This window comes from Pseudomonas sp. GM_Psu_1 (genome assembly GCF_026544185.1).
Lineage (GTDB): Bacteria > Pseudomonadota > Gammaproteobacteria > Pseudomonadales > Pseudomonadaceae > Chryseomonas > Chryseomonas oryzihabitans.
In genome coordinates this window covers 41,300-67,656 of record NZ_JALNUX010000008.1, presented here as the reverse complement: position 1 = coordinate 67,656, position 26,357 = coordinate 41,300, and the positions used below count along the sequence as shown (strand labels likewise).

The window sequence follows — 26,357 nt, the reverse complement described above, 5'->3', positions numbered from 1 at the left end:
GGCCACGCCAAGAAAAACGCCGGGCTGAGCCCGGCGTTTTCGTATCTGCTGCAGGATCAGCTGCGCGCGCGGCGCGGCAGCACATCCTTGAGCTTGCGGTGCATGTCGAGAATGCTCTTCTCGGTCATGGCCCAGTCGATGCAGGCGTCGGTCACCGAGACGCCATACTGCAGCTGCGACAGATCCGCCGGAATCGGCTGGCTGCCAAAGCCCAGGTGGCTTTCCACCATCAGGCCGACGATGGAGTTGTTGCCTTCGACGATCTGGTTGGCGACGTTGTCCATCACCAGCGGCTGCAGGGCGGCGTCCTTGTTGGAGTTGGCGTGGCTGCAGTCGACCATGATGTTCGGCTTGACCTTGGCCTTGACCAGCGCCTGCTCGCACAGGGTGACGCTGACCGAATCGTAGTTGGGCTTGCCGTTGCCGCCGCGCAGCACCACATGGCCATAGGCGTTGCCCTTGGTCATGACCACGGATACCTGGCCGCGCTGGTCGATACCCAGGAAGCGGTGCGGGCTGGACACCGACTGCAGGGCGTTGATGGCCACGGTCAGGCTGCCGTCGGTGCCGTTCTTGAAGCCGACCGCGGATGAGAGGCCCGACGCCATTTCCCGGTGGGTCTGGGATTCGGTGGTGCGGGCACCGATCGCCGACCAGCTGATCAGGTCCTGCAGGTATTGGGGGGAGATGGGGTCCAGCGCCTCGGTGGCGGTGGGCAGGCCCTTTTCCGCCAGGTCCAGCAGCAGCTGGCGACCGATGTGCAGGCCGTCCTGGATCTTGAAGGAGTCGTCCAGGTAGGGATCGTTGATCAGGCCCTTCCAGCCCACGGTGGTGCGGGGCTTCTCGAAGTAGACGCGCATGACCAGATAGAGGCTGTCGCTGACCTGGGCGGCCAGGGCCTTGAGGCGCTCGGCGTATTCGTGGGCGGCCTTGATGTCATGGATGGAGCAGGGGCCGATCACCACGAACAGGCGGTGGTCCTTGCCGTCGAGGATGTCGCGGATGACCTGGCGGCCCTGGGCGACGGTGTCGGCGGCGAGATCGCTCAGCGGGATCTCCTGCTTGAGCTGCTCGGGGGTGATGAGCGGCTCGTTGGCTTCGATGTTGAGGTCGTTAAGGCGGGGCTGTGCGGCCATGGTGCTACTCGTCGGTCACGGCGCTGCGACAGGTCAGGGCCCGTGCAGGCAAAATACGATGGAGAGGGTGGGGCACCTTAACGCTTGTCCCGCCCGCTCACAATGGCTACGACGCTATCGACGCGCCCGAAGGCGTGCTTTGGCGATGATCGCGACGAGGAAAGCATGGAATTGGACGATGGGACGGCCGATGCCGTCCTGCTGGCGGCGCCGGGGCGCTCCCTGCTGATCTTTACCAGCGCCGGTTGCGCCTCCTGCCGCCTGGCGCGCCAGGTGCTGCCGACGGCGGCGCTGCCGGTCGAGCGGCTGTACTGGGTGGATGCCGAGCGCAGTGGCGGTCTGGTGCAGCGCTATGGGGTCTTTCATCTACCGGCGCTGTTCCTGATCGAGGATGGCGACTTCTTCGGCCCGGTACAGGCGCCCCTGCGCGAGCCGGCCCTGGTGGCGGCGATCCAGGCCGCGGCGGCGCGGGAGCCCGAGGAAATACCCTGAAAGGCCTCTAACGCGTGCTTCGCAGCGCAAATGTCTTTCCCCTGCTACGCTGGAAAGGGCTATCCCGCATTGCACCGGTCAGGTCGCCTGATCTGGCCAGGAGGAATCGTGATCCGCTCGCTGCTCTATGCCACGGACCTGGGCCTGTGTTCGTCCTATGTCTTTCAGCATGCCTTGAATCTCGCTCGCATCCATCAGGCCCGGCTGTATGTCGTCCATGTGGTGGAGCCGCTCGGCCTGCTGGCCTCCACGCTGCTGCAACAGCATCCGAATGTTGAATCCCTGGATCGCCTGCGCAATGGCGGTCTGGAGCTGGTGCTGGAGACCATCGAGCAGCAGGTGTTCGAGTCGCTGCGCGAGGACCTGCTGGAGATCCCGGCCACCGCGGGTCTGATCCGGGCCGTGCGGGTGGTGCAGGGCGATCCGCCGGCGGCCATTCTCAAGCAGGCCCAGGACTTCGCCGCGGATCTGCTGGTGATCGGCAGTCGCAGCCAGGGCGACGCCCAGGTCGCCCCACTGGGACGTACCGCCAGCCGTCTGCTGCAGACCGCACGCATTCCGGTGTACCTGGTGCCGCTGCGACAGGGCTGATCCGTAAGCGTCAGTCTTACTCCTCCGCGACTTAATTCGATTTCGGTCTAGAAAAACCTTAGGGCCTGCTTTACTGTTATATGCTTGCGCATGGGTCAGTGAGGAGCCGGCATGAAGCTGCAACAGTTGCGATATATCTGGGAAGTCGCCCACCACGATCTGAACGTTTCCGCCACCGCCCAGAGCCTCTATACCTCGCAGCCTGGCATCAGCAAGCAGATCCGCCTGCTCGAGGACGAATTGGGGGTCGAGGTCTTTGCCCGCAGCGGCAAGCACCTGACCCGGGTGACCCCGGCCGGCGAACGCATCATCCAGACCGCCGGCGAGATCCTGCGCAAGTGCGAGAGCATCAAGCAGATCGCCCAGGAGTTCTCCAACGAGCGCAAGGGCACCCTGTCCATCGCCACCACCCACACCCAGGCGCGCTATGCGCTGCCGGACGTGATCAGCGAATTCATCAAGCAGTATCCGGACGTGGCCCTGCACATGCACCAGGGCTCGCCGACCCAGATCGCCGAGATGGCCGCCGACGGCACCGTCGACTTCGCCATCGCCACCGAGGGTCTGGAACGCTTCAACGATCTGGTGATGATGCCCTGCTATCGCTGGAACCGCTGTGTCATCGTGCCCCAGGGTCACCCCCTGGCTAAGGTGGAACACCTGACCCTGGAACATCTGGCGGAACAGCCGCTGGTGACCTACGTCTTCGGCTTCACCGGCCGCTCCAAGCTCGACGAGGCCTTTGCCCGCCAGGGTCTTGAGCCCAACGTGGTGCTGACCGCGGCGGACGCCGACGTCATCAAGACCTATGTCCGCCTCGGCCTGGGCGTGGGCATCGTCGCCGACATGGCGGTGGATCACAAAGCCGATGCCGACCTGGTCTGCCTGGACGCCAGCCACCTCTTCGAAGCCAGCGTGACCAAGATCGGCCTGCGCCGCGGCACCTTTCTGCGCGGCTTCATGTGCGACTTCATCGGCCGCTTCGCGCCGCACCTGACCCGCGATGTCCTCACCGAGGCCATGCAGACACCGTCGCGCCAGGAGCTGGAGACCCTGTTCCACGGGGTGACGCTGCCGACGTATTGAGGTTTTCCTCTCGCTGAAATCATCGCGGCCGCAGCAGCACGTAGCGTGGAAAACGGCGTAGCCTTTTCCACTGGAGACTGCGCTGAAGGGGACACCCTCACCCCAACCCTCTCCCGAGGGGAGAGGGGGCTATCCGAGCAGGCGTTCAGTCACGTCAGCCTCGGCGAAATCGCAACAAGCCGTCGTGCTTCCATCCGTAGGAGCGGCCGCATCGGCGAACCGCCATGGCCACGATGCGTTACCTCACCCCGCCAACCGCCACTGCTCCAGCAGCAGCTGCGCGGCCGCCGACAATCCCGCGCCCTGGCGGACCAGGATCGAATAGGGTTCGTTGCGGGTACGCTGGACCACCGGCAGGCGGCGCAGCAGGCCGTGTCCTTCGCCGAACTGGGCGATATCGCTGGGCAGCATGGCCACCTGGTTGGCGTCTTCCTGCAGCAGGCCGAGCAGAGTGAAGGTCGAGGAGGTTTCCACCGGATAGCGGGGAAACTCCAGCTCCGCCGCGCGAAATTCCCGTTCCAGGGTCAGACGCATGGGCAGGTTGGCCGGATAGACGATCCAGCGGCTGTCGACCAGCTCGGCCAGGCTCAGCGTCTCGGACTCCGCCAGCGGATGGCGGGGATGGCAGACGATCTCCAGCCGCTCTTCGCGCACCTCCAGGCAGTCGTAGGCATCCGGCCGGCGGCTGACGCTGCTGCGGCAGATGGCCATTTCGATGCGACCGGCGTCGAGCAGGTCGAGCAGGCGCACGCTGGTGTCCTCGATGATCTCGATCCCCAGCTGGGGCTGCGCCGCACCCAGGCGCGACACCGCGGCGATCAGCCGAGGCACGGCGCCCATGATCACTCCCACCGCCAGCCGCCCGCCTTCGCCCTGCAGGATACCGAGCATCTCTTCGCGCAGATGGGCCAGGTCGCTTTCGATCAGCCGCGCATAGCGGATCACGCAGCGGCCCAGGTCATTGGGCTGCAGGCCCTGGTGGGTGCGCAGGAAGAGGGTGGCGCCCAGGGTGCTTTCGATCTCGTGCAGGGCCTTGGTGGCGCCGGGCTGGGAAATGGCGATGCGCTCGGCGGCCTTGTGCAGCGAGCCTTCCTCGTCGAGGGCGATCAGCAGGCGCAGTTGCCGCAGGCGCAGACGGGAGGCGATGGAGCCCAGGGATGGCAGCATGGGAATAACCGTTGGTTATCGCGGGATAGGGAGCTCTCATTAGGCAGGCCCCATGGCGCCGAGTAAAGTCTCCTGCAGGCGATAACCAACAAGGAGAATGCCATGCACCTGATTCAGTTCGAAGACCAACAGGGCCAGCGCCGCGTCGGCGTGGTCGAGCGCGGTGAAGTCCAGCAGGTCCGCGGCGCGACCAGCACCCGGACCCTGGCGCTGCAGGCCATCCGTGCCGGCGTTTCCCTGGAATCTCAGGTGCAGACCCTGGGCCTGGAGCCCGGCCCGGCCTATGCCGAGCTGCTCGAGGCCGGTCGCCTGCTGCCGCCGCTGGACCATGAGGATCCCGCGCACTGCCTGGTCACCGGGACCGGTCTGACCCACCTGGGCAGCGCCGCTACCCGCGACAAGATGCACCAGCAGAACAGCCAGGAAGAGGCCAAGCTGACCGACTCCATGCGCATGTTCAAATGGGGCGTGGAGGGCGGTCGGCCTGCGGCGGGGAGCGCCGGTGCACAGCCGGAATGGTTCTACAAGGGCGACGGCGGCATCCTGGTGCGTCCGGGCGGCGACATCCCGCTGCCGGAATTCGCCGAGGACGCCGGGGAAGAGCCGGAGCTGACCGGTCTCTATGTGATCGGTGACGACGGCAAGCCCTACCGCCTGGGTTATGCGGTGGGCAACGAATTCTCCGACCACGTGATGGAACGCAAGAACTATCTTTACCTGGCCCATTCCAAACTACGCTACTGCAGCTTCGGTCCGGCCTTGCGCACCGGTGAACTGCCGAGCCATCTGGCGGGCACCAGCCGGATCCGTCGCGGCGAGCAGGTGATCTGGGAGAAGGAATTCCTCTCGGGCGAGGACAACATGTGCCACAGCCTGGAGAACCTCGAGTATCACCACTTCAAGTACGCGCAGTTCCTGCGGCCGGGCGATGTCCATGTACATTTCTTCGGCACGGCAACCCTGTCCTTCGCCGATGGGGTGCGGGTCGAGCCGGGCGACAGATTCGAGATCGCGGTGCCGGAATTCGGCGAGCCGCTGAGCAATGGCGTCAAGGCCGGCGCGGCAGCTTTCCAGCCCGGGCAGGTCCGTCAGCTCTGATGGTTGTATGATGACTGCTGACTATGCGAATGCTAGAGTGGGTATCGCACAGGCTGGCCCGGCCGCTCGGACACCGAGCGTGCCACCCTTTCGAAGACCTCCCCGTAGCGGGTGGTCTTCCCTGAACCCCTAGGTATAAGGAGTCGAGAACAATGCAGATCCAAGGCAAGAACTACATCGGTGGCGCTCGTAGCGGCGAGGGCGAGGTGCGGGTCTACAGCATCGACGCCACGACCGGCGAGAAGCTGCCCTACGAATTCTTCCAGGCGTCCACGGCCGAGGTCGATGCCGCCGCCCGCGCCGCCGAGCAGGCCGCGCCCCTGTACCGCAAGCTGAGCGCCGAAAAGCGCGCCACCTTCCTCGACGCCATCGCCGACGAACTGGATGCCCTGGGTGACGACTTCGTCCAGCTGGTCTGCCAGGAAACCGCGCTGCCGGCTGGCCGCATCCAGGGTGAGCGCGGCCGTACCAGCGGCCAGATGCGTCTGTTCGCCAAGGTGCTGCGCCGCGGTGACTTCCACGGTGTGCGCATCGACACCGCGCTGCCCGAGCGCAAGCCGCTGCCGCGTCCCGACCTGCGCCAGTACCGCATTGGCCTGGGGCCGGTGGCCGTGTTCGGCGCCAGCAATTTCCCGCTGGCCTTCTCCACCGCCGGTGGCGACACCGCCGCGGCCCTGGCCGCCGGTTGCCCGGTGGTGTTCAAGGCCCACAGCGGCCACATGGTCACCGCCGAATACGTGGCCGACGCCATCATTCGCGCTGCCGAGAAGACCGGCATGCCCAAGGGCGTGTTCAACATGATCTATGGCGGTGGCGTGGGCGAGCAGCTGGTCAAGCACCCGGCCATCCAGGCGGTGGGCTTCACCGGCTCCCTGCGCGGCGGTCGCGCCCTGTGCGACATGGCCGCGGCCCGTCCGCAGCCGATCCCGGTGTTCGCCGAGATGTCCAGCATCAACCCGGTGGTGGTCCTGCCCGAGGCGCTCAAGGCCCGTGGCGACGCCATCACCGGCGAACTCGCGGCCTCCGTGGTTCTGGGTTGCGGCCAGTTCTGCACCAATCCGGGCCTGGTCATCGGCCTGCGTTCGCCTGAATTCAGCGCCTTCCTCGAGCGCCTGGCCGGTGCCATGAACGAGCAGGCGCCCCAGACCATGCTCAATCCGGGCACCCTGAAGAGCTACGAAAAGGGCGTCGCGGCGCTGTTGGCCCATTCCGGCGTGAAACACCTGGCCGGTGCCAGCCAGGAAGGCAACCAGGCGCGTCCGCAGCTGTTCAAGGCGGATGTGAGCCTGCTGCTGGAAAACGACGAACTGCTGCAGGAAGAAGTCTTCGGCCCCACCACCGTGGTGGTCGAGGTGGCCGACGAGGCCCAGCTGCAGCAGGCGCTGCAAGGCCTGCATGGCCAGCTGACCGCCACCCTGCTGGCCGAGCCGGCCGATCTGCAACGCTTCGAGGCCATCATCGGCCTGCTGGAGCAGAAAGCCGGGCGCCTGTTGCTCAACGGCTATCCCACCGGTGTGGAAGTCTGTGACGCCATGGTCCACGGCGGTCCCTATCCGGCGACCTCCGATGCTCGTGGCACCTCGGTCGGCACCCTGGCCATCGACCGCTTCCTGCGCCCGGTGTGCTACCAGAACTATCCGGACGCCTTCCTCCCGGAAGCCCTGCAGAACGCCAACCCGCTGGGCATCCAGCGCCTGGTGAACGGCGAGAATACCAAGGCCGCGATCTGATCGCGCGGTCCTGAGTGGTTGAGAACCCGGCGTCGCGAGACGCCGGGTTTTTTATTGGGTGGTGGAAGGGGGGTGGCAGGACAGTGGAAAAGGCTGCGCCGTTTTCCACGCTACTGAAGAGCCAAGCGCGTGCCGGAACAACCCCCTCTCCCTCCGGGAGAGGGTTGGGGTGAGGGAAGCCGCATGCACAGTCCCCAAAGAAGAAGGCCGCTCCTGGGAGCGGCCTTGCGTGCAGCGGCAATCGCCTTACTTGGCGGCGAACTTGAAGATGGTCGTCTGGGTGTAGGTCTGGCCGGGATCCAGGCGGGTGGTGGGGAAGTTCGGCTGGTTGGGGGCGTCCGGGTAATGCTGGGTTTCCAGGGTGAAGGCACCCCAGTGGCCGTAGGTCTTGCCGGCCTTGCCCTTGATGTTCCCCTCCAGGAAGTTGCCGGTATAGAACTGCACGCCCGGTTCGGTGGTGTAGAGGGTCAGGGTGCGGCCGGAGCCCGGATCGGTCACCACGGCGGCGGCCTTCTGCAGATCGCCCGCGGTGTTGAGCACCCAGTTGAAGTCATAGCCACCCTGCTTGGGTTCGGCGTACTTCAGCTGCTGGTTGTCGTCGGCGATGTGCTTGCCGATGGCGGTCGGCTTGCGGAAGTCCAGGGGCGTGCCGGCCACGGGCGGCAATTCGCCGGTGGGAATCAGCTTGGCGGTCACCGGCGTGTATGTGTCGGCATTGAGCATCGCCACCTGCTTGAGCACGGTGCCACTGCCGGCGCCCGCCAGGTTGAAGTAGCTGTGGTTGGTCAGGTTGAGCACCGTCGGCTTGTCGGTGGTGGCGCGGTACTTGAGGGTCAGCTGGTTGTGTTCGTCCAGCTGGTAGGTCACCTGGGTGGTCAGGGTGCCGGGAAAGCCCATCTCGCCATCGGGAGACACATAGCTCAGGGTCACGCCGACCCAGCCGTCGCCCTTGGCCGGCTCGGCCTTCCACACCTTGGTGTTGAAGCCCTGGGGACCGCCGTGCAGGGCGTTGGTCTTGTCGTTCTGCGGGATCTGGTAGCTCTTGCCGTCGAGGCTGAAACGACCGTCGGCGATGCGGTTGCCGAAGCGGCCGATGGTGGCGCCAAAGAATACCGTGGGGTTGTCGAGATAACCCTGGACGTCATCGAAGCCCAACACCACGTCTTCGCTGTGGCCCTTGCGGTCGGGCACCTTGAGCGCCTGCAGCACGCCGCCGTAGGTGATGACGGTGGCCTGCATGCCGTGGCTGTTGGTCAGGACGAACTTCTCGATGGGGGTGCCATCGGGCAGCTTGCCAAAGCTCGACTGCTGGCTGCTGAGGCCGGCCGCCTGGGCGGTAAGGGTGCTGATCATGAGTGACAGTCCAAGTCCGGTGAGGGCTAACGTGCGTTTCATCTCGACCACCTTTTCGGTTTGTTGTTGTGCAAGGGTGGGTCAGGCGACCCGGAAGCCGGAGGAGGGGCGGTAAAGCCTCCTCACCCCAACCCTCTCCCGAAGGGAGAGGGGGTAGAAGCGGATCAATGGGAGTGGCGGGGCACCTCGGCGCCGCGGCAGCCGACCAGGAAGTCGAAGTCGCAGCCTTCGTCGGCCTGCAGCACATGGTTGACGTAGAGGCGGCGATAACCGCCGGCCAGCAGCTGATCGGCCGGCGGTTGCCAGTCGGCCAGACGCGCGGCCAGTTCTTCGTCGGGGATATCCAGGTGCAGGCGCCCGGAGGCGCAGTCCAGTTCGATCATGTCGCCTTCGCGCACCACCGCCAGCGGGCCGCCGGCCGAGGCCTCGGGCGCCACGTGCAGCACCACGGTGCCGTAGGCGGTGCCGCTCATGCGGGCGTCGGAGATGCGCACCATGTCGGTGATGCCCTTGGCCAGCAGCTTGGGCGGCAGGCCCATGTTGCCTACCTCGGCCATGCCCGGGTAACCCTTGGGCCCGCAGTTCTTCAGCACCATCACGCAGGTCTCGTCGATGTCCAGATCCGGGTCGACGATGCGCGCCTTGTAGTCTTCGAGGTTCTCGAACACCACGGCGCGACCGCGATGCTGCATGAGCGCCGGGGTCGCGGCCGAGGGCTTGAGCACCGCGCCCTTGGGCGCCAGGTTGCCGCGCAGCACGCAGATGCCGCCATCGGCGCGCAGGGGGTTGTCCAGGGCGCGGATGACCTCGTCGTCGCCGTAGATGGGGGCCTCGGCGCAGTTCGCCCAGATTGTCTTGCCGTTGGCGGTCAGGGCCTCGGGATGGGGCAGCAGATTGGCTTCACCCATGCGGCGGATCACCGCCGGCAGGCCGCCGGAATAATAGAACTCCTCCATCAGGAAGCGTCCGGACGGTTGCAGGTCGACGATGGTGGGGGTGCCGCGACCGACCCGGGTCCAGTCGTCCAGCTCCAGGTCCACGCCGATGCGGCCGGCGATGGCCTTGAGGTGGATCACCGCGTTGGTGGAACCGCCGATGGCGGCGTTGACGCGGATGGCGTTCTCGAAGGCTTCCTTGGTGAGGATCTTCGACAGCCGCAGGTCTTCTTCCACCATTTCGACGATGCGCATGCCGGACAGGTGGGCCAGCACGTAGCGCCGCGAATCCACCGCCGGAATGGCGGCGTTGTGCGGCAGCGAGGTGCCCAGGGCCTCGGCCATGCAGGCCATGGTGGAGGCGGTGCCCATGGTGTTGCAGGTCCCGGCCGAACGCGACATCCCGGCTTCGGCGGAGAGGAATTCGTTGAGGTCGATGGCACCCGCCTTGTAGGCCTCGTGCATCTGCCAGACGATGGTGCCGGCGCCGATGTCGCGGCCGTGGTGCTTGCCGTTGAGCATGGGGCCACCGGTGACGACGATGGCCGGCACGTCGCAGCTGGCGGCGCCCATCAGCAGCGCCGGCGTGGTCTTGTCGCAGCCGGTCAGCAGCACCACGGCGTCCACCGGGTTGCCGCGAATGGCTTCTTCCACGTCCATGCTGGCCAGGTTGCGGGTCAGCATGGCGGTGGGTCTGAGGTTGGATTCGCCGTTGGAGAACACCGGGAATTCCACCGGGAAGCCGCCGGCTTCGTAGATGCCGCGCTTGACGTGTTCGGCGATCTTGCGGAAGTGGGCGTTGCAGGGGGTTAGCTCGGACCAGGTGTTGCAGATGCCGATGACGGGCTTGCCCTGGAATTCATGGTCCGGGATGCCCTGGTTCTTCATCCAGCTGCGGTACATGAAGCCGTTCTTGTCGTTGCTGCCAAACCACTGGGCGGAGCGGAGCGGGCGTTTGGGCGTGGTCATTGTTTGGTCCTCGGGCATTTCACGGGCAAAGCGGTCCCCGGCACGGCGCGCCTGGCGCCGCGGGGGAGGGCAGAGTCTGGGTTTAGCGCTGCTTGAAGCGGTCGATGACCACGGCCAGCAGCAGGATGGTTCCGCGGATGACATACTGATAGAAGGTGTCGATGTTCTTCAGGTTCATGGCGTTCTCGATGATCGCCAGGATCAGCACGCCGGCGATCACGTGGCGGATCATGCCGATGCCGCCGGCCAGGGAAACCCCGCCCAGCACGCAGGCGGAGATCACCGTGAGTTCGAAGCCCTGGCCGATCATCGGCTGGCCGGAGGTCATGCGCGAGGCCAGCACCACGCCGGCCAGGGCGCCGATCACCCCGTGCATGGCGAAGATGATGATCTTGGTGCGGTCGACGTGGACGCCGGCCAGCAGCGCGGCCTCCTCGTTGCCGCCGATGGCCATGGTGTTGCGGCCGAAGGTGGTGTAGTTGAGCAGCCAGCCAAAGAACAGGATGCACAGCAGGGTGATGACGATGGGCACCGGCAGGCCGAACAGCTGGCCGTTGCCGAACACGAAGAACTGCTCCTGGGAGACGCCCACGGCCTTGCCGTCGGAGAAGATGTAGCCCAGGCCGCGCACGATCTGCATGGTCGCCAGCGTGGTGATCAGGGCGTTGATCTTGAGCTTGGCGATCACCAGGCCGTTGATCAGACCCACCACCAGGCCCATGGCCAGGGCGGCGGCGACGCCGAGAAAGACGCTGTCGAATTCGCGCATCACCACCGCGGCGACCACCCCGGCACAGGCGATGACCGACCCCACCGAGAGGTCGAAGTGGCCGGAGGCCAGGCAGAACAGCATGGTGCAGGCGGCGATGCCCACGGTGGAGATCGCCAGACCCAGACCGCGCATGTTCAGCGGCGAGAGGAAGTTCTGCACGAACAGCGCGCAGAGGGTGAAGATGACGACGGCGGCCAGCATCATGGCCCAGTCGTCGAGGAAGCGGCGGGTGTCGAAACCGCGGCGCGGCGGGGTCAGGCTGTGGGGTTGGGCGGACATGGACGTGACCTCTTTTCTTGTTTTCATCAGGCCCGGGTACGGGGCAGGGCGAGCTGCAGCAGGCGCTCGTCGTTGAACTCGGCGCGGGCCACCTCGCCGGTGATGGCGCCTTCGCTCATCACCAGGATGCGATCGGCCACGCCCATGACTTCCATCAGGTCGCTGGACACCACCACCACGGCGATGCCGCGGGCGGCGAGGTCATGGATGATGGCGTAGATCTCCGACTTGGCGCCCACGTCGATGCCGCGGGTGGGTTCGTCGAGCAAGAGCACCTGCATGGGCATCGACAGCCAGCGCCCGAGGATGGCCTTCTGCTGGTTGCCGCCGGAGAGATTCTTGATCTTCTGCCCGGCGTGGGGCGTCTTCACGTTCAGCGCGCGAATCTGCTTTTCGGCGTTGGCCTTTTCCCAGCGACCCTGGATCAGGCAGCCGAGGCTGGCGTGGTGGGCGCGGGCGCTGATGTTGATGTTCTCGGCCACGCTGGCCAGGGGCACGATGCCTTCCTTCTTGCGATCTTCCGGGCACAGCAGGATGCCGGCGGCGATGGCGTCACGCGGCGACTTCAGGCTGACCGGGGCGCCCTTGAGACTCAAGCTGCCGGCCTTGTGCTTTTCCAGCCCCGCCAGCAGACGCAACAGCTCGGTGCGACCGGCACCGACCAGGCCGAACAGGCCGAGGATCTCGCCCTGGCAGACCTCGAAGCCCACCGGTTGCTGCAGGCCCTGGCCGAGCAGACCCTCGACCTTGAGGCAGCCACCGCCGATCTCGCGCGGGCGGTAGTCGTAGATGTCGGCGAGATCGCGGCCGACCATCAGGGTGATCAGCTGGTCGGGGGTGATGTCGGCCAGGCGCTCGATGGTGCGCACGTGGCGGCCGTCCTTGAACACCGTCACCGCGTCGCAGATGCGGAAGACTTCTTCCATGCGGTGGGAGACATAGAGCACCACCCGGCCTTCGTCGCGCAGCCGGGCGATGATGGTCATCAGCCGATCGGTCTCGCGGGCGGACAGCGAGCTGGTCGGCTCGTCGAAGGCGATGACGCGGGCGCCCCGGGAGAGCGCCTTGGCGATCTCCACCAGCTGGCGCTGACCGAGCGACAGGCGCCCGACCTTGGTATTGGGGTCGATTTCTTCGGCCAGGCCCTTGAGCAGGTCCAGGGCCTGGCGGCGCAGGTGGCCGCGATTGACGATGCCGTAGCGCGCCGGCAGGTGCCCGAGAAAGAGATTTTCGGCGACAGTCATTTCCGGCACCAGCTGCAGCTCCTGCTGGATCACGGCGACGCCGGCGCGGATGGCTTCGGCGGTGCTCTTGAACACCAGCTCCTGGCCGTCGATGTTGAGGTGGCCGGTGGTGGGGGCGTGGTAGCCGCTGAGGATCTTCAGCAGGGTCGACTTGCCGGCACCGTTCTCGCCCATGAGGGCGTGCACCGAGCCGGGACGCACGTTGAAGGAGATGTCGGCGAGCGCCTTGACGCCGGGAAAGGTCTTGCCGATGCCGACGAAACCGAGGCTGTCGGCGCTCTGGGCGGTGGTTTGTTCCAGGGCTGCCATGGGGCACTCCTGTCAGACGAAAGAGGAGGGCGGCGCCAGCCGAGGCGCCGCCGGGGTCATCACTTCCAGAGGCCGATCTTTTCCAGCTCTTGCTGGAAATTGGCGCGGGTGATGAGGGTGACCTTGTCCATCGCGGTGTACTTTGGTGGTTCCTTACCGGTGGTGACCCACTCGTACATCATGCTGGCGGTCTGGTAGCCCTCTTCGTGGGGGCTGGGCAGCATGGAGCCGAAGAAGCCGCTGTTGGGTTTCTTCAGTTCGCCGATGGCGTCGGTGCCGTTGATGCCGATGCCGATCACCTGCTCGGCCTTGAATCCGGCGCTTTCGGTGGCGCGGACGCCGCCCAGCACGGTGTTGTCGTTCATGCCGCCGATGATCAGGTGCTTGGCGCCCGAGGGCAGCTTGACCAGCGCGGAGGTGGTGGAGTCCATGCTGCCAGGCACGTCCAGGGTCTTCTGCGGCGCGAAGATGATGTGATCGGCGGGCAGACCGGCCTTCTTCAGGGCTTCCACCGAACCGTCGGTGCGCTTCTTGCCGGTGTCCAGCTCGTTGTAGGTGTTGATCACCGCATAGGTGTCATCCCACTTCCAGCCACGCTTCTCGGCTTCGGCGGCCATGGCGGCGCCCTGCTGCTGGCCGACCTCGAAGGCGGCCATGCCCAGGTAGGGCACGTCTTCCATGAACTTGCCCTTGGCGTCGACGAAGCGGTCGTCCACGGCCATGACCTTGAGGTCGTTGAGCTTGGCCTTGGCCACGATGGCCGGGCCGAGGGAGACGTCGGGCGGGCAGATCACGAATCCCTTGGCGCCGTTGGCGGCCAGGCTGTCGATGGCGGCGAGGGTCTTCTCGCCATCCGGCACGGCAATCTTGAGCAGGGTGAAGCCCTTGTCCTTGGCGGCTTTCTCGGCGAAGGCCCATTCGGTCTGGAACCAGGGTTCCTCGGGTTGCTTGACCAGGAAACCGATCTTGACCGGATCGGCAGCGAAAGCGGAGAGAGACAGGCTGACGGCACCGGCGGCGAGGGCGGCACGCAGCAGAGAACGAACTCCCGGAACACGGAACATAGCTGGAACTCCTTGTTTTTATTGGTGTGGCCAGGCAATGCGAGGCGGCGGGCTGCCGTCGTGGAGGTCAGACGACACCGCTCTTCATTGATATTATGATTGGATGGGTGCGGGTGCAAGGAAAAGGTGACGAGATTTTTCGTCACCTCTGTCACCAAGCTGTTACATAGGGGCTGGAACGGAAAGGCGCCGCAGAGGGGCGCCTGGGTCGGTAGGATGAATCAGCCAGCGAACCTGTGGCAGGGCATGCCGGCTACCGGTGCGGTGGCCTTGAGCAGGGCGCCGTCGAGGGCGCCATCGGCGGCGGCGCTGGTGACGTACAGGGTGCGCAGATCCGGTCCGCCGAAGACGCAGCTGGTGGGACGCTGGACGGGCAGTTCGACGATCTCCAGCAGCTCGCCCTCCGGCGAGAAGCGCAGCAGGCAGTTGCCATCCCAGCGCGCATTCCATACGCAGCCTTCGCTGTCGATGGCCGAGCCGTCCGGCGAGCCGCGCTCGTGGGGGCCGGCCCAGACGGTGGGGGTCCCCAGGTTGCCATTGGCATCCAGCGGATAGCGATAGAGGGTGTCCTTGAGGGTATCGGCGCTGATGACGTGGTTGTCCGCCGCGCTCCACACCAGGGTGTTGGCGATGCCGAGATCGCTGGCGTGACGACTGACACTGCCGTCCGGATCGATGCGGAACAGCCCGCCCGAGTGGCGGTCGATGGCCACGTCGCCACCCTGGGCATCGAGATTGTTCTGCATGGTGCCCAGCCAGAGTCGCCCCTGGGCATCGCAGCGGGCTTCGTTGCCGCGATTGCCCGGATCGGGATCGGCGACGCAGAAGAGTTCCAGGGCGGGACGGTCCGGTGGCGAATCTAGGTCAAGACGGAAGACGCCGTCTGGCAGGGTCACCAGGGCGTCGCCGCGCACCGTGGGCACGAAGGCGGAACAGGGCCGATCCAGTTGCCATTCCTGATAGTGCTCGCCGCTTAGGCGGCAGGCCTTGAAGCCGGCGATGTCCACCCAGTAGAGCGCCTGGGTCTCCTGGTCCCAGAAGGGGCCCTCGGCCAGTTTGAAGCGCTGGGGAAGCAGCAGCTGCCAATCCATCGTTCACCTCTCTTGTTGTGGCAGTACGGGAAGTCCAGGCATGGGAACCTGCAGCGACGCCAAGGTTGCCGACCGAAACGTCAGTCCGTATAGCGCGCCAGGGTCACCGCCGCGCTGTCGATCAGCATCATGCAGGCCCAGACGGCGCGCGCCGCATCGCGCGAGGCGATGCCGTCGGCGAGGGTCTTGTGCAGGGGGAGGGTACGTCGCAATTCGGCGGGATCGGCCGACGACAGGGTAAAGGAGGCCGCCAGCAGGGCGCCCAGGGCGGGCACCATCTGCTCGATGAACTGATTGTGGCTGGCCGCCAGGACGCACTCGTGGAAACGCTGGTCGGCGGTGTTGTAGTCGCCGCCCTCGAGGGAGGCTTCCAGATGCTGGTAGGCGACCTGGATCGCCTGCACCTGCTCAGGGGTGGCTCTTTCGCAGGCCCAGCGGACCGCCGCGGGCTCGATGGCGTGGCGCAGATCCAGCAAGTCCTTGACGAAATGGGCAGGCAGACCGCCCGTGGCCAGCCAGCCCACCACCTGGGTATCGAACAGATTCCAGCGACTCAGCGGCAGGACCCGGGTACCGACCTTGGGGCCGACTTCCAGCATGCCCTTGGCCGCCAGGGTCTTGATCGCTTCGCGCAGGATGGTGCGGCTGACGCCCAGCTCCTGGCAGAGATCCGCCTCTACCTTGAGGGCGCTACCGGGTGGAAATTGCCCGGCCGCGAGGCGCTGGCCGAGTTGTTCTACGGTAGAGGCATGGTAGCTGCTGGACATGAGGGCATACCGCGAGTGGGTTCTTGCCCTCAATGATCATACGAAATTTCACCTTCAGACAAGGGCTGCGGCCGGAAGGCCTCGGCGACCATGTCATTGACACCGGCCAGCTGGGCGATGGCGGCGTGGCGAGCGGTCAGCGGGTCGCGGTGCTGGATGGCGGTGAGGATAGCCTTGTGCCGGGAGACCAGCAGGTTGAGGCTGTCGCCGGCGGCGAACAGCGCCGAGGAGCGTTCCAGGTAGTCCCGCACCGGCAGCAACATGATGCTGTAGAGGTGAGTCAGCAATTCGTTGTGGGTGGCCGTGGCGATGGACAGGTGAAAGGCCATGTCCGGTTCGGCCATGTTGGCGATGTCCACGGCCTGCTCCATCCGCTCGTAGGCGTCTTCGATGGCCTTCACGTCTTCGGGCTGGGCATTGGCAGCCGCCATGGCGGCGACCTCCGGCTCGATGATGTTGCGCACCTTGACCAGGGTCTCGTAGAAGCTGTGCCGCGAATCGCTCTCCAGCAGCCAATGCAGGACGTCGGGATCGAGCAGATGCCACTCGTTGCGTGGTTTGACCACGGTTCCGACCTTGGGCTTGGACCTGACCAGGCCCTTGGCCACGAGCACCCGGGTAGCCTCACGCAGGACAGGGCGGCTCACTTGGTACTCTTCGCACAGCTGCGCCTCGGGGGGCAGGCGCTGGTCTGGCAGAAAGTGTCCAGACACGATCTGGGTACCGAGCTCATGAACGATGCGAGCGTGTCTGCTTTTGCGCGGCAGCGGTGTCTTGTAATTCATCGAAAGGCATCCGAAGTCGTCGTGCCATCACTATAACACCATCAGCGCGATAACCGATCTTATCGTGGGCCAGGCGGCTCTGTAATGGGGATCAGCGGAAAGCAAGAGGTAAGATTTCCTACTTCGTAACATTGTTTTAATAGTACCAAATTTACCTTAAGTGCCGATTAATGGCGGCTTATGGCTATTTAACGTCTCAATGATATTACGTTAGACTTTAGGGCGATCTGCGCTTCAACCGCACAAAAACAACAAGTCGGAGAACGCCATGCACCCCGAATCCGTCCTCATTCGCCGGATCACGCACAAGCTGATTCCCTTTCTCGTCCTGCTCTATCTGGTCGCCTACATCGACCGCTCTGCCGTGGGCTTCGCCAAGCTGCACATGGGCGCCGACGTCGGCATCGGCGACGCCGCCTACGGCCTCGGTGCCGGCCTGTTCTTTATCGGTTACTTCCTCTTCGAAGTACCCAGCAATCTGCTGCTGGAGCGCTTCGGTGCCCGGCGCTGGTTCGCCCGCATCCTGATCACCTGGGGCGCCATCACCATGGGCATGGCCTTCGTCCAGGGTCCCACCAGTTTCTATGTCATGCGCTTCCTGCTGGGGGTGGCCGAGGCCGGCTTCTTTCCCGGGGTGCTCTACTACCTCACCCAGTGGTTCCCGGTGCGTCACCGCGGCAAGATCATGGGGCTGTTCATCCTCTCCCAACCCATCGCCATGCTGGTGACGGGGCCGCTGTCGGGCATGCTGCTGCAACTGGATGGCGCGCTCGGCCTGCACGGCTGGCAGTGGCTGTTCCTTTGCATCGGCGCGCCGGCGGTGCTGCTGGCCTGGCCGACCCTGACCCGGCTGCCGGATGGTCCGCAACAGGTCGCCTGGCTGAATGCCGAGGAAAAGCGCTGGCTGGCCACGGAGCTGGAAAAGGACCTGCACCTCTTCGACCAGACCCGCCATGGCAACCCCCTGCATGCGCTCAAGGACCGCCGGGTGCTGCTGCTGGCGCTCTACTATCTGCCGGTGACCCTGAGCATCTATGGCCTGGGGCTGTGGCTGCCGACGCTGATCCACCAGTTCGGCGGCAGCGATCTCACCACCGGCTTCATCTCGGCGATCCCCTATGCCTTCGGCATTCTCGGCCTGCTCATCGTGCCGCGCAGTTCGGATCGCCTGGGCGATCGCTACGGTCACCTGGCGGTGCTCTATGCCGTGGGCGCCCTGGCCATGGCCGGCAGCGCCTGGTTCGGCACCGCCGTGCTGCAACTGGCGGCGCTGTCGGTCGTGGCCTTCTGCCTGTTTTCCCTTACCGCGCTGTTCTGGACCCTGCCCGGACGCTTCTTCGCCGGGGCCAGTGCCGCCGCCGGCATCGCCCTGATCAATTCGGTAGGCAACCTCGGCGGCTATCTCGGCCCCTATGGCATCGGCGCGCTCAAGGCGGCGACCGGGACCCTGGCCTCGGGTCTCTATCTGCTGGCCGCGGTGCTGGTGTTTGGCCTCCTGCTGACCGGCATCGTCTACACCCGCCTGGAGCGCAAGAACCGTCGGGAAGAGGGTTACGCCGCGGAGCGTTCCGCCGGCTGACGCCCCGGGCAGGTCTCGGCGGCGAACCAGGCGGCGCCGAGGCAGACCAGATTGGCCACCAGCAGATAGCCGGCCGGCGCCATGCGATCCCCGGTGGCGCCGATCAGCCAGGTCACCACGATCTGGGCGGTGCCGCCGAAGGCCGCCACCCCCAGCGCATAGACCACCGAGAAGCCGGTGGCCCGTACCCGCTGCGGAAAGCTTTCCACCAGGAGCACGATCAGGGCCGCGCCGCTCATGCCGTGCAGGCCGGAGAGCACGGCCAGGGTCAGCAGGAAGGTGCCCGGGCCGGGTGCCTGGGTGATGAGTTCCAGCGCCGGATAGAGCAACACCAGCAACAGCAGCCGCGGCAGGATCAGCACGATGCGTCGGCCATAGCGATCGCTGAGCACCCCGCCCAGGATCGAGCAGACCGCCATGGCCGCGCCCATCACCAGGGTGGCGAGCATGGCGATCCCGGCCGGCAGCTTGAGCTCCACCAGGGCGAAGGTGGTCATGTAGTTGAGGAAATACTGGGTGATGGTGCTGCCGGAGAGGATCAGCAGTCCCAGCAGCAGTGGCCGCCGCTGGGTGGCCAGCACCTCGCCCAGCACCGCGCCGGTGCCCCGGGTTTCACCGACGTGGGTATCCACCAGGCCGCGACGGATGTAGAGACCGATGGGCAGGATCGCCAGGCCGAGCAGGAAGGGCAGACGCCAGCCCCAGGCCAGCAGTTGCTCCGGTGTCAGCCAGAGGGTCAGGCCATAGCCGATCAGGCCGGCCGCCACCGCGGCCAGGCCCTGGGCCACCACCTGCCAGCAGGCGTAGGTGCCCCTCTTGTGCAGCGGCGCCGCTTCCAGGATGTAGGTGGTGGCCGGGCCGGCTTCGCCACCCCAGGCCAGGCCCTGCAACAGCCGCGTCAGCACCAGCAGGATGGGGGCGGCGATGCCGATCTGCTCGTAGCCCGGCAGCACGGCGATGCCGCCGGTGCCCAGGGCCATCAGCACCATGGTCAGCAGCATCGCCGGCTTGCGCCCGACCCGATCGGCCCAGGCGCCGATGAGGATGGCGCCCAGCGGGCGGACGACGAAGCCGACGCCAAAGGTGATGACGCTGGCCATGAGGCTGGCGAAGGCGTTCTGCGAGGGAAAGAACACCTGGCCGATGAGCACGGCGAAGGTGGCGTAGACGCCGAAGTCGAAGAACTCCACGGCGTTGCCGAGCACCACGGCAAAGACGCCCTTGCGGGAGTGGATAGGGCGGGAAGCGGTCATGGGCGAGCTATCAGCAGGAGCAGGGCGCGCCCGGGAGCGGGCGCGCGAAAGGCACGGACTCAGTGGGCGAGGTGCAGGCCGCACTCGCGGTTCTCGTCACCCTTGGTGGGATCGAAGTAGTCGAACTCGTTGGGCAGGTCGTGGGCGGTGAGGTACTGGTAGAGATCCTTGGAGGTCCAGTGCAGCAGCGGCGCGACCTTGATCAGACCGTCCGGGTTGACGCTGACCGGGTCCATCTGGGCGCGCACCGCGGTGTCGGTGGCACGCAGGGCGGTGAACCAGACTTCCGGGGCCGTCTCGCGCAGGGCGCGGGCGAAGGGTTCCAGCTTGACCTCTTCGGTGAAGGCGGCGTGGCGCGGATCGTCCAGCCCCGGTACCGGGCCGTCGATGGCCTCGCGGTGGGCGCGCGAGCGCTTGGGCAGGTAGGTCACCAGGTTGAGATTCAGCTTGCGCACGATCTCGTCGGCGCAGCGGTAGGTGGCGGGGGTGTTGTAGCCACTGTCCATCCAGACCACCGGGATGTCCGGCTTGACCTGGCTGACCAGGTGCAGGATCACCGCCTCGAAGGGGCGGAAGTTGGTGGTGACGATGGCGCTCTTGCCCAGCCCCAGGGCCCAGGCGACGAGCTTTTCGGGATCGCGGCCGAAGTCGGCGTTGATGCGGGCGAGATCGAGAGACATGGCGGACTCCAGCCGGGTAAGGGGTGAGGCCATGGTAGCAAAGCCGGATCAGCTGTGGGCTGCCAGCGTCTCCAGCAGCACTCGCACCTTGGCCAGGGATTCGGCGTATTCGTCGGCCCAGTGCGAGTCCATGACGATGCCGCCGCCGCCCCAGCAACTGAGCACGCCGTCTTCGGCGAGCAGGCTGCGGATCAGGATGGAGCTGTCGCTCTCGCCGCGCACGTCCAGATAGAGCAGCGAACCACAGTAGGGACCGCGGCGGGTCTCTTCCAGCTCGTCGATGATCTGCATGGCGCGGATCTTCGGCGCCCCGGTGATGGAGCCACCGGGAAAGCTGCCGGCCAGGAGATCCAGGGCGTCCAGCCCTGCGGCCAGTTCGCCGGTGACGGCGCTGACCAGGTGGTGGACGTTGGGATAGCTCTCCAGGGCGAACAACTCGGGCACCCGCACCGAGCCGATCCGGCAGCTGCGCCCCAGGTCGTTGCGCAGCAGGTCGACGATCATCAGATTCTCGGCGCGATCCTTGGGGCTGGCCAGCAGGGTGTTGGCCTCGGCTGCATCGGCGGCCGGATCGGCGCGGCGCGGACGGGTACCCTTGATCGGGCGGGTTTCCACCTGACCGCGGCTGACCCGCAGAAAGCGCTCCGGTGAATGGCTGAGCAGGGCGCCGCGCTCCAGCGCCAGATAGCCGGAGAAGGGCGTCGGGCAGGCCGCGCGCAGCGCCTGGTAGGCGGTCCAGGGCGAACCCTGGAAGGGGGCGCGAAAGCGCTGGGCGAAGTTGACCTGGTAGCAATCGCCGGCGGCGATATAGGCCTGGATGGCCTCGATGCGCTGGCGATAGGTATCGCGGTCTATATCGGCAGTGAAGGGTGCGGTGAGGCTGAAGTCAGAGGTCTCGGGCGTTTCCTCTGCTTCGAACAGGGCGATCAGTCGTTGGCGTTCCCCTGCGTCCAGTGCCGGATGGCAGACCAGCTGGCTGGTCCGCGCCTGGTGATCGCTGATCAGCGCCCAGGCATAGAGGCCCAGGCGGCTATCGGGCAGTTGCAGATCGGCGTGGGCGCCGTCTGGCAGCCGTTCCAAGCGCCGGCCGAAGTCGTAGCCGAGATAGCCCAGCAGGCCACCGGCAAAGGGCAGGTCCGCGCCTTCAGGCAGGTCGGCGCGCCCCAGACTGGCCAGGGCGGCGCGCGTCCGCGCGAAAAAGGCGCCCCCCGTCTCGCCGGAAGCGGGTTGCAGCACCTGCAGTGGCCAGGCCGCCATGAGGTCGTAGCGACCCCGCTCGGCCACCGGCCGCCCGGAATCCAGCAGCACCGCGCCGGGCTCGCCCTGCAGTAGAGCGAAACGCGCCGTGGGATCGGCGTGATAGGGCAGGGGATGCAGGTGGCAGAGGGGCATGGCGAGTTCGGCAGGGAGGGCGGCGCGCTAGTGTAGCGAACCGCCTCTGGCGGAGCGAGATACAGGCTGTCACAGCTGGATTGTCGACAAAGATTGACGGGAAAGGCGTTCAGGCGTAGTTATTCAGGCCATAAACACAAAAGGTGTCGACAATGATCGATAGCCCTCTCCAGGCCGAAGCGCCCGAGACCGACAGTGGGACCCTCTCCGAGCAGGTGTTCCGCCGGATCCGCGAGGCCATCGTCCGCGGTGACGTGGCGCCGGGCAGCAAGATTTCCGAGCCCGAGCTGGCGCGCACCTATGGCATCAGCCGTGGGCCGCTGCGCGAAGCCATCCATCGTCTGGAAGGCCAGCGCCTGGTGGTGCGGGTGCCCCATGCCGGCGCCCGGGTCACCGCCCTGAGCCTTGCCGAACTGGTCGAACTCTACGAAATCCGCGAATCCCTCGAAGGCATGGCCTGCCGCCTGGCGGCCGAGCGGCTCACGCCCCAGGGCATCGACGAATTGCGCCAGCTGCTGGATACCCACGAACGCGATCCGGCGTTCCAGGCCGGCACCGGCTACTACCTGCAGGAAGGCGACCACGACTTCCACTACCGCATCATCCAGGCCAGCGGCAACGGCATGCTGGTGCGGCTGCTCTGCGGCGAGCTCTATCACCTGGTGCGCATGTACCGACTCAAGGTCTCGGCCACCCCCAATCGTCCGCGCCAGGCCTTCGCCGAGCACCACCGCATCCTCGATGCCCTGGCCGAGGGCGACGGCGAACTGGCCGAGCTGCTGATGCGCCGCCACATCGCCGCTTCCAAACGCAATCTGCAGCACCATCCCCTAGTCCAAGCTCAGTCGAGGTAACGCCATGCCTGCCGTCAGTCCCGGCCAGAAATTCCGCGCCGCCGTCGCCGCCGAACGCCCGCTGCAGGTGGTCGGCACCCTCAACGCCAATCATGCGCTGCTGGCCAAGCGCGCCGGCTTCCAGGCCATCTACCTGTCCGGCGGCGGGGTCGCGGCCGGCTCCCTGGGGCTGCCGGACCTGGGCATCAGCGGCCTGGAAGACGTGCTGATCGACGTCCGCCGCATCACCGATGTCTGCGACCTACCGCTGCTGGTGGACGTCGACACCGGCTTCGGCGCCTCGGCCTTCAACGTGGCCCGCACCACCCGTGCCCTGATCAAGGCCGGCGCGGCGGCCATGCACATCGAGGATCAGGTCGGCGCCAAGCGCTGCGGTCATCGGCCGGGCAAGGAGATCGTCAGCCAGCAGGAGATGGTCGACCGCATCAAGGCCGCGGTGGATGCCCGCACCGATGCGGACTTCGTCATCATGGCGCGCACCGACGCCCTGGCGGTGGAAGGCCTGCAGGCCGCCATCGACCGCGCCTGCGCCTGCGTCGAGGCCGGCGCCGACATGATCTTTCCCGAGGCCATTACCGAGCTGCCCATGTACCGCCAGTTCGCCCAGGCGGTGGGGGTTCCGATCCTGGCCAACATCACCGAATTCGGCGCCACGCCGCTGTTCACCACCGAAGAACTGGCCGGGGCCGATGTCGGCCTGGTGCTCTATCCATTGTCGGCCTTCCGCGCGGCCAATCGCGCCGCCGAAAACGTCTATACGGCGATCCGCCGCGACGGCAGCCAGCAGGCGGTGGTCGACACCATGCAGACCCGCGCCGAACTCTATGACCGCATCGACTATCACCGCTACGAGGACCAGCTGGATCGCCTGTTCCAACAACAGAAACACTGACGCTCCACCCTGAACGCCCGCTTTTTCGCACAACAACTCCAAGAGGAGCGAGACGATGGCAGACAGTAAAACCCTCGGCGGCGCCGGCCTGCGTGGCCAGGTCGCCGGCCGGACCGCGCTTTGCACCGTCGGCAAGACCGGCGCCGGCCTCACCTACCGGGGCTACGACATCCGTGAGTTGGCCGCCGGGGCCGACTTCGAGGAAGTCGCCCACCTGTTGCTCTATGGCGAGCTGCCGACGCAAGCGCAACTGGACGCCTATCGCCAGCGCCTGGCGGCCCTGCGCGACCTGCCGCAGCCGCTCAAGGAAGGCCTGGAGCGCATCCCCGCCAGCGCCCACCCCATGGACGTGATGCGTACCGGCGCCTCCCTGCTGGGCACCCTGGAGCCGGAGCACAGCTTCGCCGACCAGCAGCAGGTGGCCGATCGCCTGCTCGGCGCCTTTCCGGCGATCCTGCTCTACTGGCACCACTTCAGCCAGAGCGGCACCCGCATCGACTGCACGAGCGACGCCCCAGACATCGCCAGCCACTTCCTCACCCTGTTGCACGGCAAGGCGCCCAGCGAGTTGCATGCCCGGGTGATGAACGTCTCGCTGATCCTCTATGCCGAGCACGAATTCAACGCCTCCACCTTTACCGCCCGGGTCTGCGCCTCGACGCTGTCGGATCTCTATTCCTGCGTCACCGGCGCCATCGGCTCCCTGCGCGGCCCGCTGCATGGCGGCGCCAACGAGGCGGCGATGGCGTTGATCGAGCGCTTCGCCTCGCCCGAGGAGGCGGTCACCGGCCTCAAGCAGATGCTCGAACGCAAGGAAAAGGTGATGGGCTTCGGCCACGCCATCTACCGCGACAGCGATCCGCGCAACGAGGTGATCAAGGACTATGCCCGGCAACTGGCGGCGGAGGTGGGCGACAGCGTGCTGTTCCCGGTCTCGGAAGCCATCGATCGCACCATGAAGGAAGAGAAGGGGTTGTTCCCCAACGCCGACTTCTACCACGCCTCGGCCTACCACTTCCTCGGCATTCCGACGCCGCTGTTCACCCCGATCTTCGTCTGCTCGCGGACGGCCGGCTGGTGCGCCCACGTCTTCGAGCAGCGCGCCGATAACCGCATCATCCGCCCCAGCGCGGATTACATCGGTGTCGAGCAGCGGCCGTTCACCCCCATCGCCAATCGTTGATTGTTTGATCGCGGCCATGGGTCGCTCCTACAAGGGCGGGAGCGTCCTGTAGGAGCGGCCCATGGCCGCGATGAACCTAACCCCGTACAGCGGCCGCATCGGCAGACCGCCATGACCGCGATAAGACGCTATATAAAGGAACCTCCATGAGCGCCAACGTCGATCTCAACAACCGACCCGATTACGACCAGGTCATCCAGGACCTGGCCGATTACGTGCTGACCTACCAGGTCACCTCCCGCGAGGCCCTGGACACCGCCCGCAACTGCCTGATGGACACCCTCGGCTGCGGCCTGCTGTCCCTGCGTTTCCCCGAGTGCACCAAGCTGCTCGGCCCCCAGGTGGAGGGCACCGTGGTGCCCCAGGGCGCGCGGGTGCCGGGCACCAGCTATCGCCTGGACCCGGTCAAGGCCGCCTGGGACATCGGCTGCATCATTCGCTGGCTGGACTACAACGACACCTGGCTGGCCGCCGAGTGGGGCCATCCCTCCGACAACCTGGGTGCCATCCTGGCGGTGGCCGACCACCTCTCCCAGCGCCGCGTGGCCCAGGGCGAAGCGCCCCTGACGATGCGCGAGGTGCTGGAGGCTATGGTCATGGCCCACGAGATCCAGGGCGTCTTCGCCCTGGAGAACTCCTTCAACCGCGTCGGTCTGGACCACGTCTTCCTGGTCAAGCTGGCCTCCACCGCGGTCAGCGCCAAGCTGATGGGCGCCAACCGCGAGCAACTGCTGGCGGCGCTGTCCCACGCCTTCGTCGATGGCCAGGCGCTGCGCACCTATCGCCATGCACCCAATGCCGGCAGCCGCAAGTCCTGGGCCGCCGGTGATGCCTCGAGCCGCGGGGTGCGCCTGGCCGACATCGCCCTGCGTGGGGAGATGGGCATCCCGGGCGTGCTCAGCGCGCCCCAGTGGGGCTTCTACGACGTGCTGTTCAGCCACACCAACAAGGATCTGGCCACCAAGCCGGCGGACCAGCGTCAGTTCAGCTTTCCCCAGGGCTTCGGCAGCTACGTGATGGAAAACGTGTTGTTTAAGATCAGCTTCCCGGCGGAATTCCATGCCCAGACCGCCGCCGAAGCCGCGGTGATCCTGCACCCCCAGGTGCGCGACCGCGTCGACCAGATCGAGAAGATCGTGGTGACCACCCACGAATCGGCCATTCGCATCATCTCCAAGCAGGGCCCCATGGCCAACGCCGCCGACCGCGACCACTGCCTGCAGTACATGATCGCCGTGCCGCTGCTGTTCGGCGACCTGGTCGCCGAGCACTACGAGGACGCCTTCCACCAGGCGCATCCGCGCATCGACCAGTTGCGCGAGAAGATGGAGATCGTCGAGGACGAGCGCTACAGCCGCGAATACCTGGAAGCCGACAAGAGATCCATCGCCAATGCCCTGCAGGTGTTCTTCACCGATGGCAGCAGCACCGAGAAGATCGCCGTGGAATATCCCATCGGCCATCGCCGTCGTCGCGAAGAGGGCATTCCGCTGCTGGAGCGCAAATTCCAGAGCAACCTGGCCACGCGCTTCCCGGCCGGTCGCTGCGCCCAGATCTTCGCGCTGTGCAAGGATCAAGCAGGATTGGAAGCCACCCCGGTGCATCGCTTCGTGGACCTGTTCGTGCTGTAAACGGAAGAGGCGACTCGCTCGATCC

Annotated in this window: 23 protein-coding genes; 10 read left to right on the top strand and 13 right to left on the bottom strand. The window is 66.2% G+C overall.

Annotated elements, in window-relative coordinates; translation table 11 throughout:
- Window positions 1-56 precede the first annotated feature (56 nt).
- Window positions 57-1,136, bottom strand: a complete 1,080-nt coding sequence (locus tag OXS31_RS15070; protein WP_007160558.1) for a 3-deoxy-7-phosphoheptulonate synthase — start codon at window positions 1,134-1,136, stop codon at window positions 57-59.
- 165 nt (window positions 1,137-1,301) lie between these two features.
- Between OXS31_RS15070 and OXS31_RS15065 the strand changes: the two genes are divergently transcribed.
- The 3 genes from OXS31_RS15065 to cysB all read left to right on the top strand — a co-directional run bounded on the left by OXS31_RS15065 (window position 1,302) and on the right by cysB (window position 3,305).
- Complete coding sequence (locus tag OXS31_RS15065) at window positions 1,302-1,628, top strand: thioredoxin family protein (RefSeq protein WP_074584632.1); 327 nt, start codon at window positions 1,302-1,304, stop codon at window positions 1,626-1,628.
- Between the two features lie 108 nt (window positions 1,629-1,736).
- The gene (locus OXS31_RS15060) at window positions 1,737-2,219 is read left to right on the top strand and encodes a universal stress protein (protein WP_044341740.1); all 483 of its coding nucleotides are present in this window, start codon (window positions 1,737-1,739) and stop codon (window positions 2,217-2,219) included.
- A 111-nt stretch (window positions 2,220-2,330) separates the two neighbouring features.
- Window positions 2,331-3,305 (top strand): HTH-type transcriptional regulator CysB, encoded by a 975-nt coding sequence (cysB, locus tag OXS31_RS15055; protein ID WP_007160555.1) that lies wholly within the window; start codon window positions 2,331-2,333, stop codon window positions 3,303-3,305.
- 243 nt (window positions 3,306-3,548) lie between these two features.
- Here the strand turns inward: cysB and OXS31_RS15050 are convergent, their stop codons facing one another.
- Window positions 3,549-4,472 (bottom strand): LysR family transcriptional regulator, encoded by a 924-nt coding sequence (locus OXS31_RS15050; RefSeq protein WP_267400024.1) that lies wholly within the window; start codon window positions 4,470-4,472, stop codon window positions 3,549-3,551.
- Between the two features lie 102 nt (window positions 4,473-4,574).
- Between OXS31_RS15050 and araD1 the strand changes: the two genes are divergently transcribed.
- Together araD1 and OXS31_RS15040 are read left to right on the top strand one after the other, a co-directional pair.
- The gene (gene araD1, locus OXS31_RS15045; protein ID WP_241809779.1) at window positions 4,575-5,570 is read left to right on the top strand and encodes an AraD1 family protein; all 996 of its coding nucleotides are present in this window, start codon (window positions 4,575-4,577) and stop codon (window positions 5,568-5,570) included.
- 152 nt (window positions 5,571-5,722) lie between these two features.
- Window positions 5,723-7,300: an aldehyde dehydrogenase (NADP(+)) gene (locus OXS31_RS15040; RefSeq protein ID WP_074584635.1), complete on the top strand. Its 1,578-nt coding sequence runs from the start codon at window positions 5,723-5,725 to the stop codon at window positions 7,298-7,300.
- Between the two features lie 246 nt (window positions 7,301-7,546).
- Here OXS31_RS15040 and OXS31_RS15035 read toward each other — a convergent pair whose 3' ends face one another.
- The 8 genes from OXS31_RS15035 to OXS31_RS15000 form a co-directional block, all read right to left on the bottom strand.
- A complete protein-coding gene (locus tag OXS31_RS15035) occupies window positions 7,547-8,695 on the bottom strand; it encodes an aldose epimerase family protein (RefSeq protein WP_027599000.1) in 1,149 nt (382 codons plus the stop codon).
- A 122-nt stretch (window positions 8,696-8,817) separates the two neighbouring features.
- On the bottom strand, window positions 8,818-10,557 hold the full coding sequence (locus tag OXS31_RS15030) for an IlvD/Edd family dehydratase (protein ID WP_007160550.1): 1,740 nt from the start codon (window positions 10,555-10,557) through the stop codon (window positions 8,818-8,820).
- Between the two features lie 82 nt (window positions 10,558-10,639).
- Window positions 10,640-11,608 (bottom strand): L-arabinose ABC transporter permease AraH, encoded by a 969-nt coding sequence (araH, locus tag OXS31_RS15025; RefSeq protein WP_027598999.1) that lies wholly within the window; start codon window positions 11,606-11,608, stop codon window positions 10,640-10,642.
- Window positions 11,609-11,634: 26 nt separating this feature from the next.
- Window positions 11,635-13,161, bottom strand: coding sequence for an L-arabinose ABC transporter ATP-binding protein AraG (gene araG, locus OXS31_RS15020; RefSeq protein WP_007160548.1), 1,527 nt, complete (start codon window positions 13,159-13,161; stop codon window positions 11,635-11,637).
- Between the two features lie 59 nt (window positions 13,162-13,220).
- The gene (locus OXS31_RS15015) at window positions 13,221-14,225 is read right to left on the bottom strand and encodes a substrate-binding domain-containing protein (protein WP_007160547.1); all 1,005 of its coding nucleotides are present in this window, start codon (window positions 14,223-14,225) and stop codon (window positions 13,221-13,223) included.
- A 221-nt stretch (window positions 14,226-14,446) separates the two neighbouring features.
- Complete coding sequence (locus OXS31_RS15010; RefSeq protein WP_027601584.1) at window positions 14,447-15,316, bottom strand: SMP-30/gluconolactonase/LRE family protein; 870 nt, start codon at window positions 15,314-15,316, stop codon at window positions 14,447-14,449.
- Between the two features lie 80 nt (window positions 15,317-15,396).
- Window positions 15,397-16,083, bottom strand: a complete 687-nt coding sequence (locus tag OXS31_RS15005) for a FadR/GntR family transcriptional regulator (RefSeq protein ID WP_007160545.1) — start codon at window positions 16,081-16,083, stop codon at window positions 15,397-15,399.
- Between the two features lie 29 nt (window positions 16,084-16,112).
- Entirely contained in the window at window positions 16,113-16,868 is a 756-nt protein-coding gene (locus OXS31_RS15000; protein ID WP_007160544.1) for a FadR/GntR family transcriptional regulator, read from the bottom strand.
- A 268-nt stretch (window positions 16,869-17,136) separates the two neighbouring features.
- On the opposite strand from OXS31_RS15000, the gene OXS31_RS14995 reads away from it, so the two are divergent.
- Window positions 17,137-18,447 carry an MFS transporter gene (locus OXS31_RS14995; RefSeq protein WP_042138006.1) on the top strand — a complete coding sequence of 437 codons (1,311 nt, stop codon included), beginning with the start codon at window positions 17,137-17,139 and terminating at the stop codon, window positions 18,445-18,447.
- Here OXS31_RS14995 and OXS31_RS14990 read toward each other — a convergent pair.
- Genes OXS31_RS14990 through pabB form a run of 3 tightly spaced genes read right to left on the bottom strand, consistent with a single transcriptional unit; the run spans window position 18,420 to window position 21,772 of the window.
- Window positions 18,420-19,700, bottom strand: a complete 1,281-nt coding sequence (locus OXS31_RS14990) for an MFS transporter (RefSeq protein WP_077172355.1) — start codon at window positions 19,698-19,700, stop codon at window positions 18,420-18,422. The two genes, OXS31_RS14995 and OXS31_RS14990, sit on opposite strands and share 28 nt — an antisense overlap.
- A gap of 59 nt (window positions 19,701-19,759) precedes the next feature.
- Window positions 19,760-20,380: a phosphoadenosine phosphosulfate reductase family protein gene (locus OXS31_RS14985; RefSeq protein WP_108582324.1), complete on the bottom strand. Its 621-nt coding sequence runs from the start codon at window positions 20,378-20,380 to the stop codon at window positions 19,760-19,762.
- Between the two features lie 48 nt (window positions 20,381-20,428).
- Window positions 20,429-21,772, bottom strand: coding sequence for an aminodeoxychorismate synthase component I (gene pabB / locus OXS31_RS14980; protein ID WP_267400011.1), 1,344 nt, complete (start codon window positions 21,770-21,772; stop codon window positions 20,429-20,431).
- Window positions 21,773-21,924: 152 nt separating this feature from the next.
- Here pabB and OXS31_RS14975 point away from each other — a divergent pair, with 152 nt between their 5' ends.
- The 4 genes from OXS31_RS14975 to prpD all read left to right on the top strand — a co-directional run bounded on the left by OXS31_RS14975 (window position 21,925) and on the right by prpD (window position 26,332).
- Entirely contained in the window at window positions 21,925-22,626 is a 702-nt protein-coding gene (locus OXS31_RS14975; protein ID WP_267400010.1) for a GntR family transcriptional regulator, read from the top strand.
- Window positions 22,627-22,630: 4 nt separating this feature from the next.
- Complete coding sequence (prpB, locus tag OXS31_RS14970) at window positions 22,631-23,518, top strand: methylisocitrate lyase (protein WP_042138014.1); 888 nt, start codon at window positions 22,631-22,633, stop codon at window positions 23,516-23,518.
- 55 nt (window positions 23,519-23,573) lie between these two features.
- The gene (gene prpC, locus OXS31_RS14965) at window positions 23,574-24,701 is read left to right on the top strand and encodes a 2-methylcitrate synthase (protein WP_042138016.1); all 1,128 of its coding nucleotides are present in this window, start codon (window positions 23,574-23,576) and stop codon (window positions 24,699-24,701) included.
- A 146-nt stretch (window positions 24,702-24,847) separates the two neighbouring features.
- Window positions 24,848-26,332: a 2-methylcitrate dehydratase gene (gene prpD / locus OXS31_RS14960; protein WP_042138018.1), complete on the top strand. Its 1,485-nt coding sequence runs from the start codon at window positions 24,848-24,850 to the stop codon at window positions 26,330-26,332.
- Window positions 26,333-26,357 lie beyond the last annotated feature (25 nt).

Coding starts and splice junctions, on each gene's coding strand:
- prpC (WP_042138016.1), top strand. CDS start 23,574: ATGGCAGACAGTAAAACCCTCGGCGGCGCCGGCCTGCGTGGCCAGGTC.
- pabB (WP_267400011.1), bottom strand. CDS start 21,772: ATGCCCCTCTGCCACCTGCATCCCCTGCCCTATCACGCCGATCCCACG.
- OXS31_RS14990 (WP_077172355.1), bottom strand. CDS start 19,700: ATGACCGCTTCCCGCCCTATCCACTCCCGCAAGGGCGTCTTTGCCGTG.
- cysB (WP_007160555.1), top strand. CDS start 2,331: ATGAAGCTGCAACAGTTGCGATATATCTGGGAAGTCGCCCACCACGAT.
- araG (WP_007160548.1), bottom strand. CDS start 13,161: ATGGCAGCCCTGGAACAAACCACCGCCCAGAGCGCCGACAGCCTCGGT.
- OXS31_RS15000 (WP_007160544.1), bottom strand. CDS start 16,868: ATGAATTACAAGACACCGCTGCCGCGCAAAAGCAGACACGCTCGCATC.
- prpD (WP_042138018.1), top strand. CDS start 24,848: ATGAGCGCCAACGTCGATCTCAACAACCGACCCGATTACGACCAGGTC.
- OXS31_RS15010 (WP_027601584.1), bottom strand. CDS start 15,316: ATGGATTGGCAGCTGCTGCTTCCCCAGCGCTTCAAACTGGCCGAGGGC.
- OXS31_RS15005 (WP_007160545.1), bottom strand. CDS start 16,083: ATGTCCAGCAGCTACCATGCCTCTACCGTAGAACAACTCGGCCAGCGC.
- OXS31_RS14985 (WP_108582324.1), bottom strand. CDS start 20,380: ATGTCTCTCGATCTCGCCCGCATCAACGCCGACTTCGGCCGCGATCCC.
- OXS31_RS15015 (WP_007160547.1), bottom strand. CDS start 14,225: ATGTTCCGTGTTCCGGGAGTTCGTTCTCTGCTGCGTGCCGCCCTCGCC.
- OXS31_RS15070 (WP_007160558.1), bottom strand. CDS start 1,136: ATGGCCGCACAGCCCCGCCTTAACGACCTCAACATCGAAGCCAACGAG.
- araH (WP_027598999.1), bottom strand. CDS start 11,608: ATGTCCGCCCAACCCCACAGCCTGACCCCGCCGCGCCGCGGTTTCGAC.
- OXS31_RS15050 (WP_267400024.1), bottom strand. CDS start 4,472: ATGCTGCCATCCCTGGGCTCCATCGCCTCCCGTCTGCGCCTGCGGCAA.
- OXS31_RS15040 (WP_074584635.1), top strand. CDS start 5,723: ATGCAGATCCAAGGCAAGAACTACATCGGTGGCGCTCGTAGCGGCGAG.
- prpB (WP_042138014.1), top strand. CDS start 22,631: ATGCCTGCCGTCAGTCCCGGCCAGAAATTCCGCGCCGCCGTCGCCGCC.
- OXS31_RS14995 (WP_042138006.1), top strand. CDS start 17,137: ATGCACCCCGAATCCGTCCTCATTCGCCGGATCACGCACAAGCTGATT.
- OXS31_RS14975 (WP_267400010.1), top strand. CDS start 21,925: ATGATCGATAGCCCTCTCCAGGCCGAAGCGCCCGAGACCGACAGTGGG.
- OXS31_RS15035 (WP_027599000.1), bottom strand. CDS start 8,695: ATGAAACGCACGTTAGCCCTCACCGGACTTGGACTGTCACTCATGATC.
- araD1 (WP_241809779.1), top strand. CDS start 4,575: ATGCACCTGATTCAGTTCGAAGACCAACAGGGCCAGCGCCGCGTCGGC.
- OXS31_RS15065 (WP_074584632.1), top strand. CDS start 1,302: ATGGAATTGGACGATGGGACGGCCGATGCCGTCCTGCTGGCGGCGCCG.
- OXS31_RS15030 (WP_007160550.1), bottom strand. CDS start 10,557: ATGACCACGCCCAAACGCCCGCTCCGCTCCGCCCAGTGGTTTGGCAGC.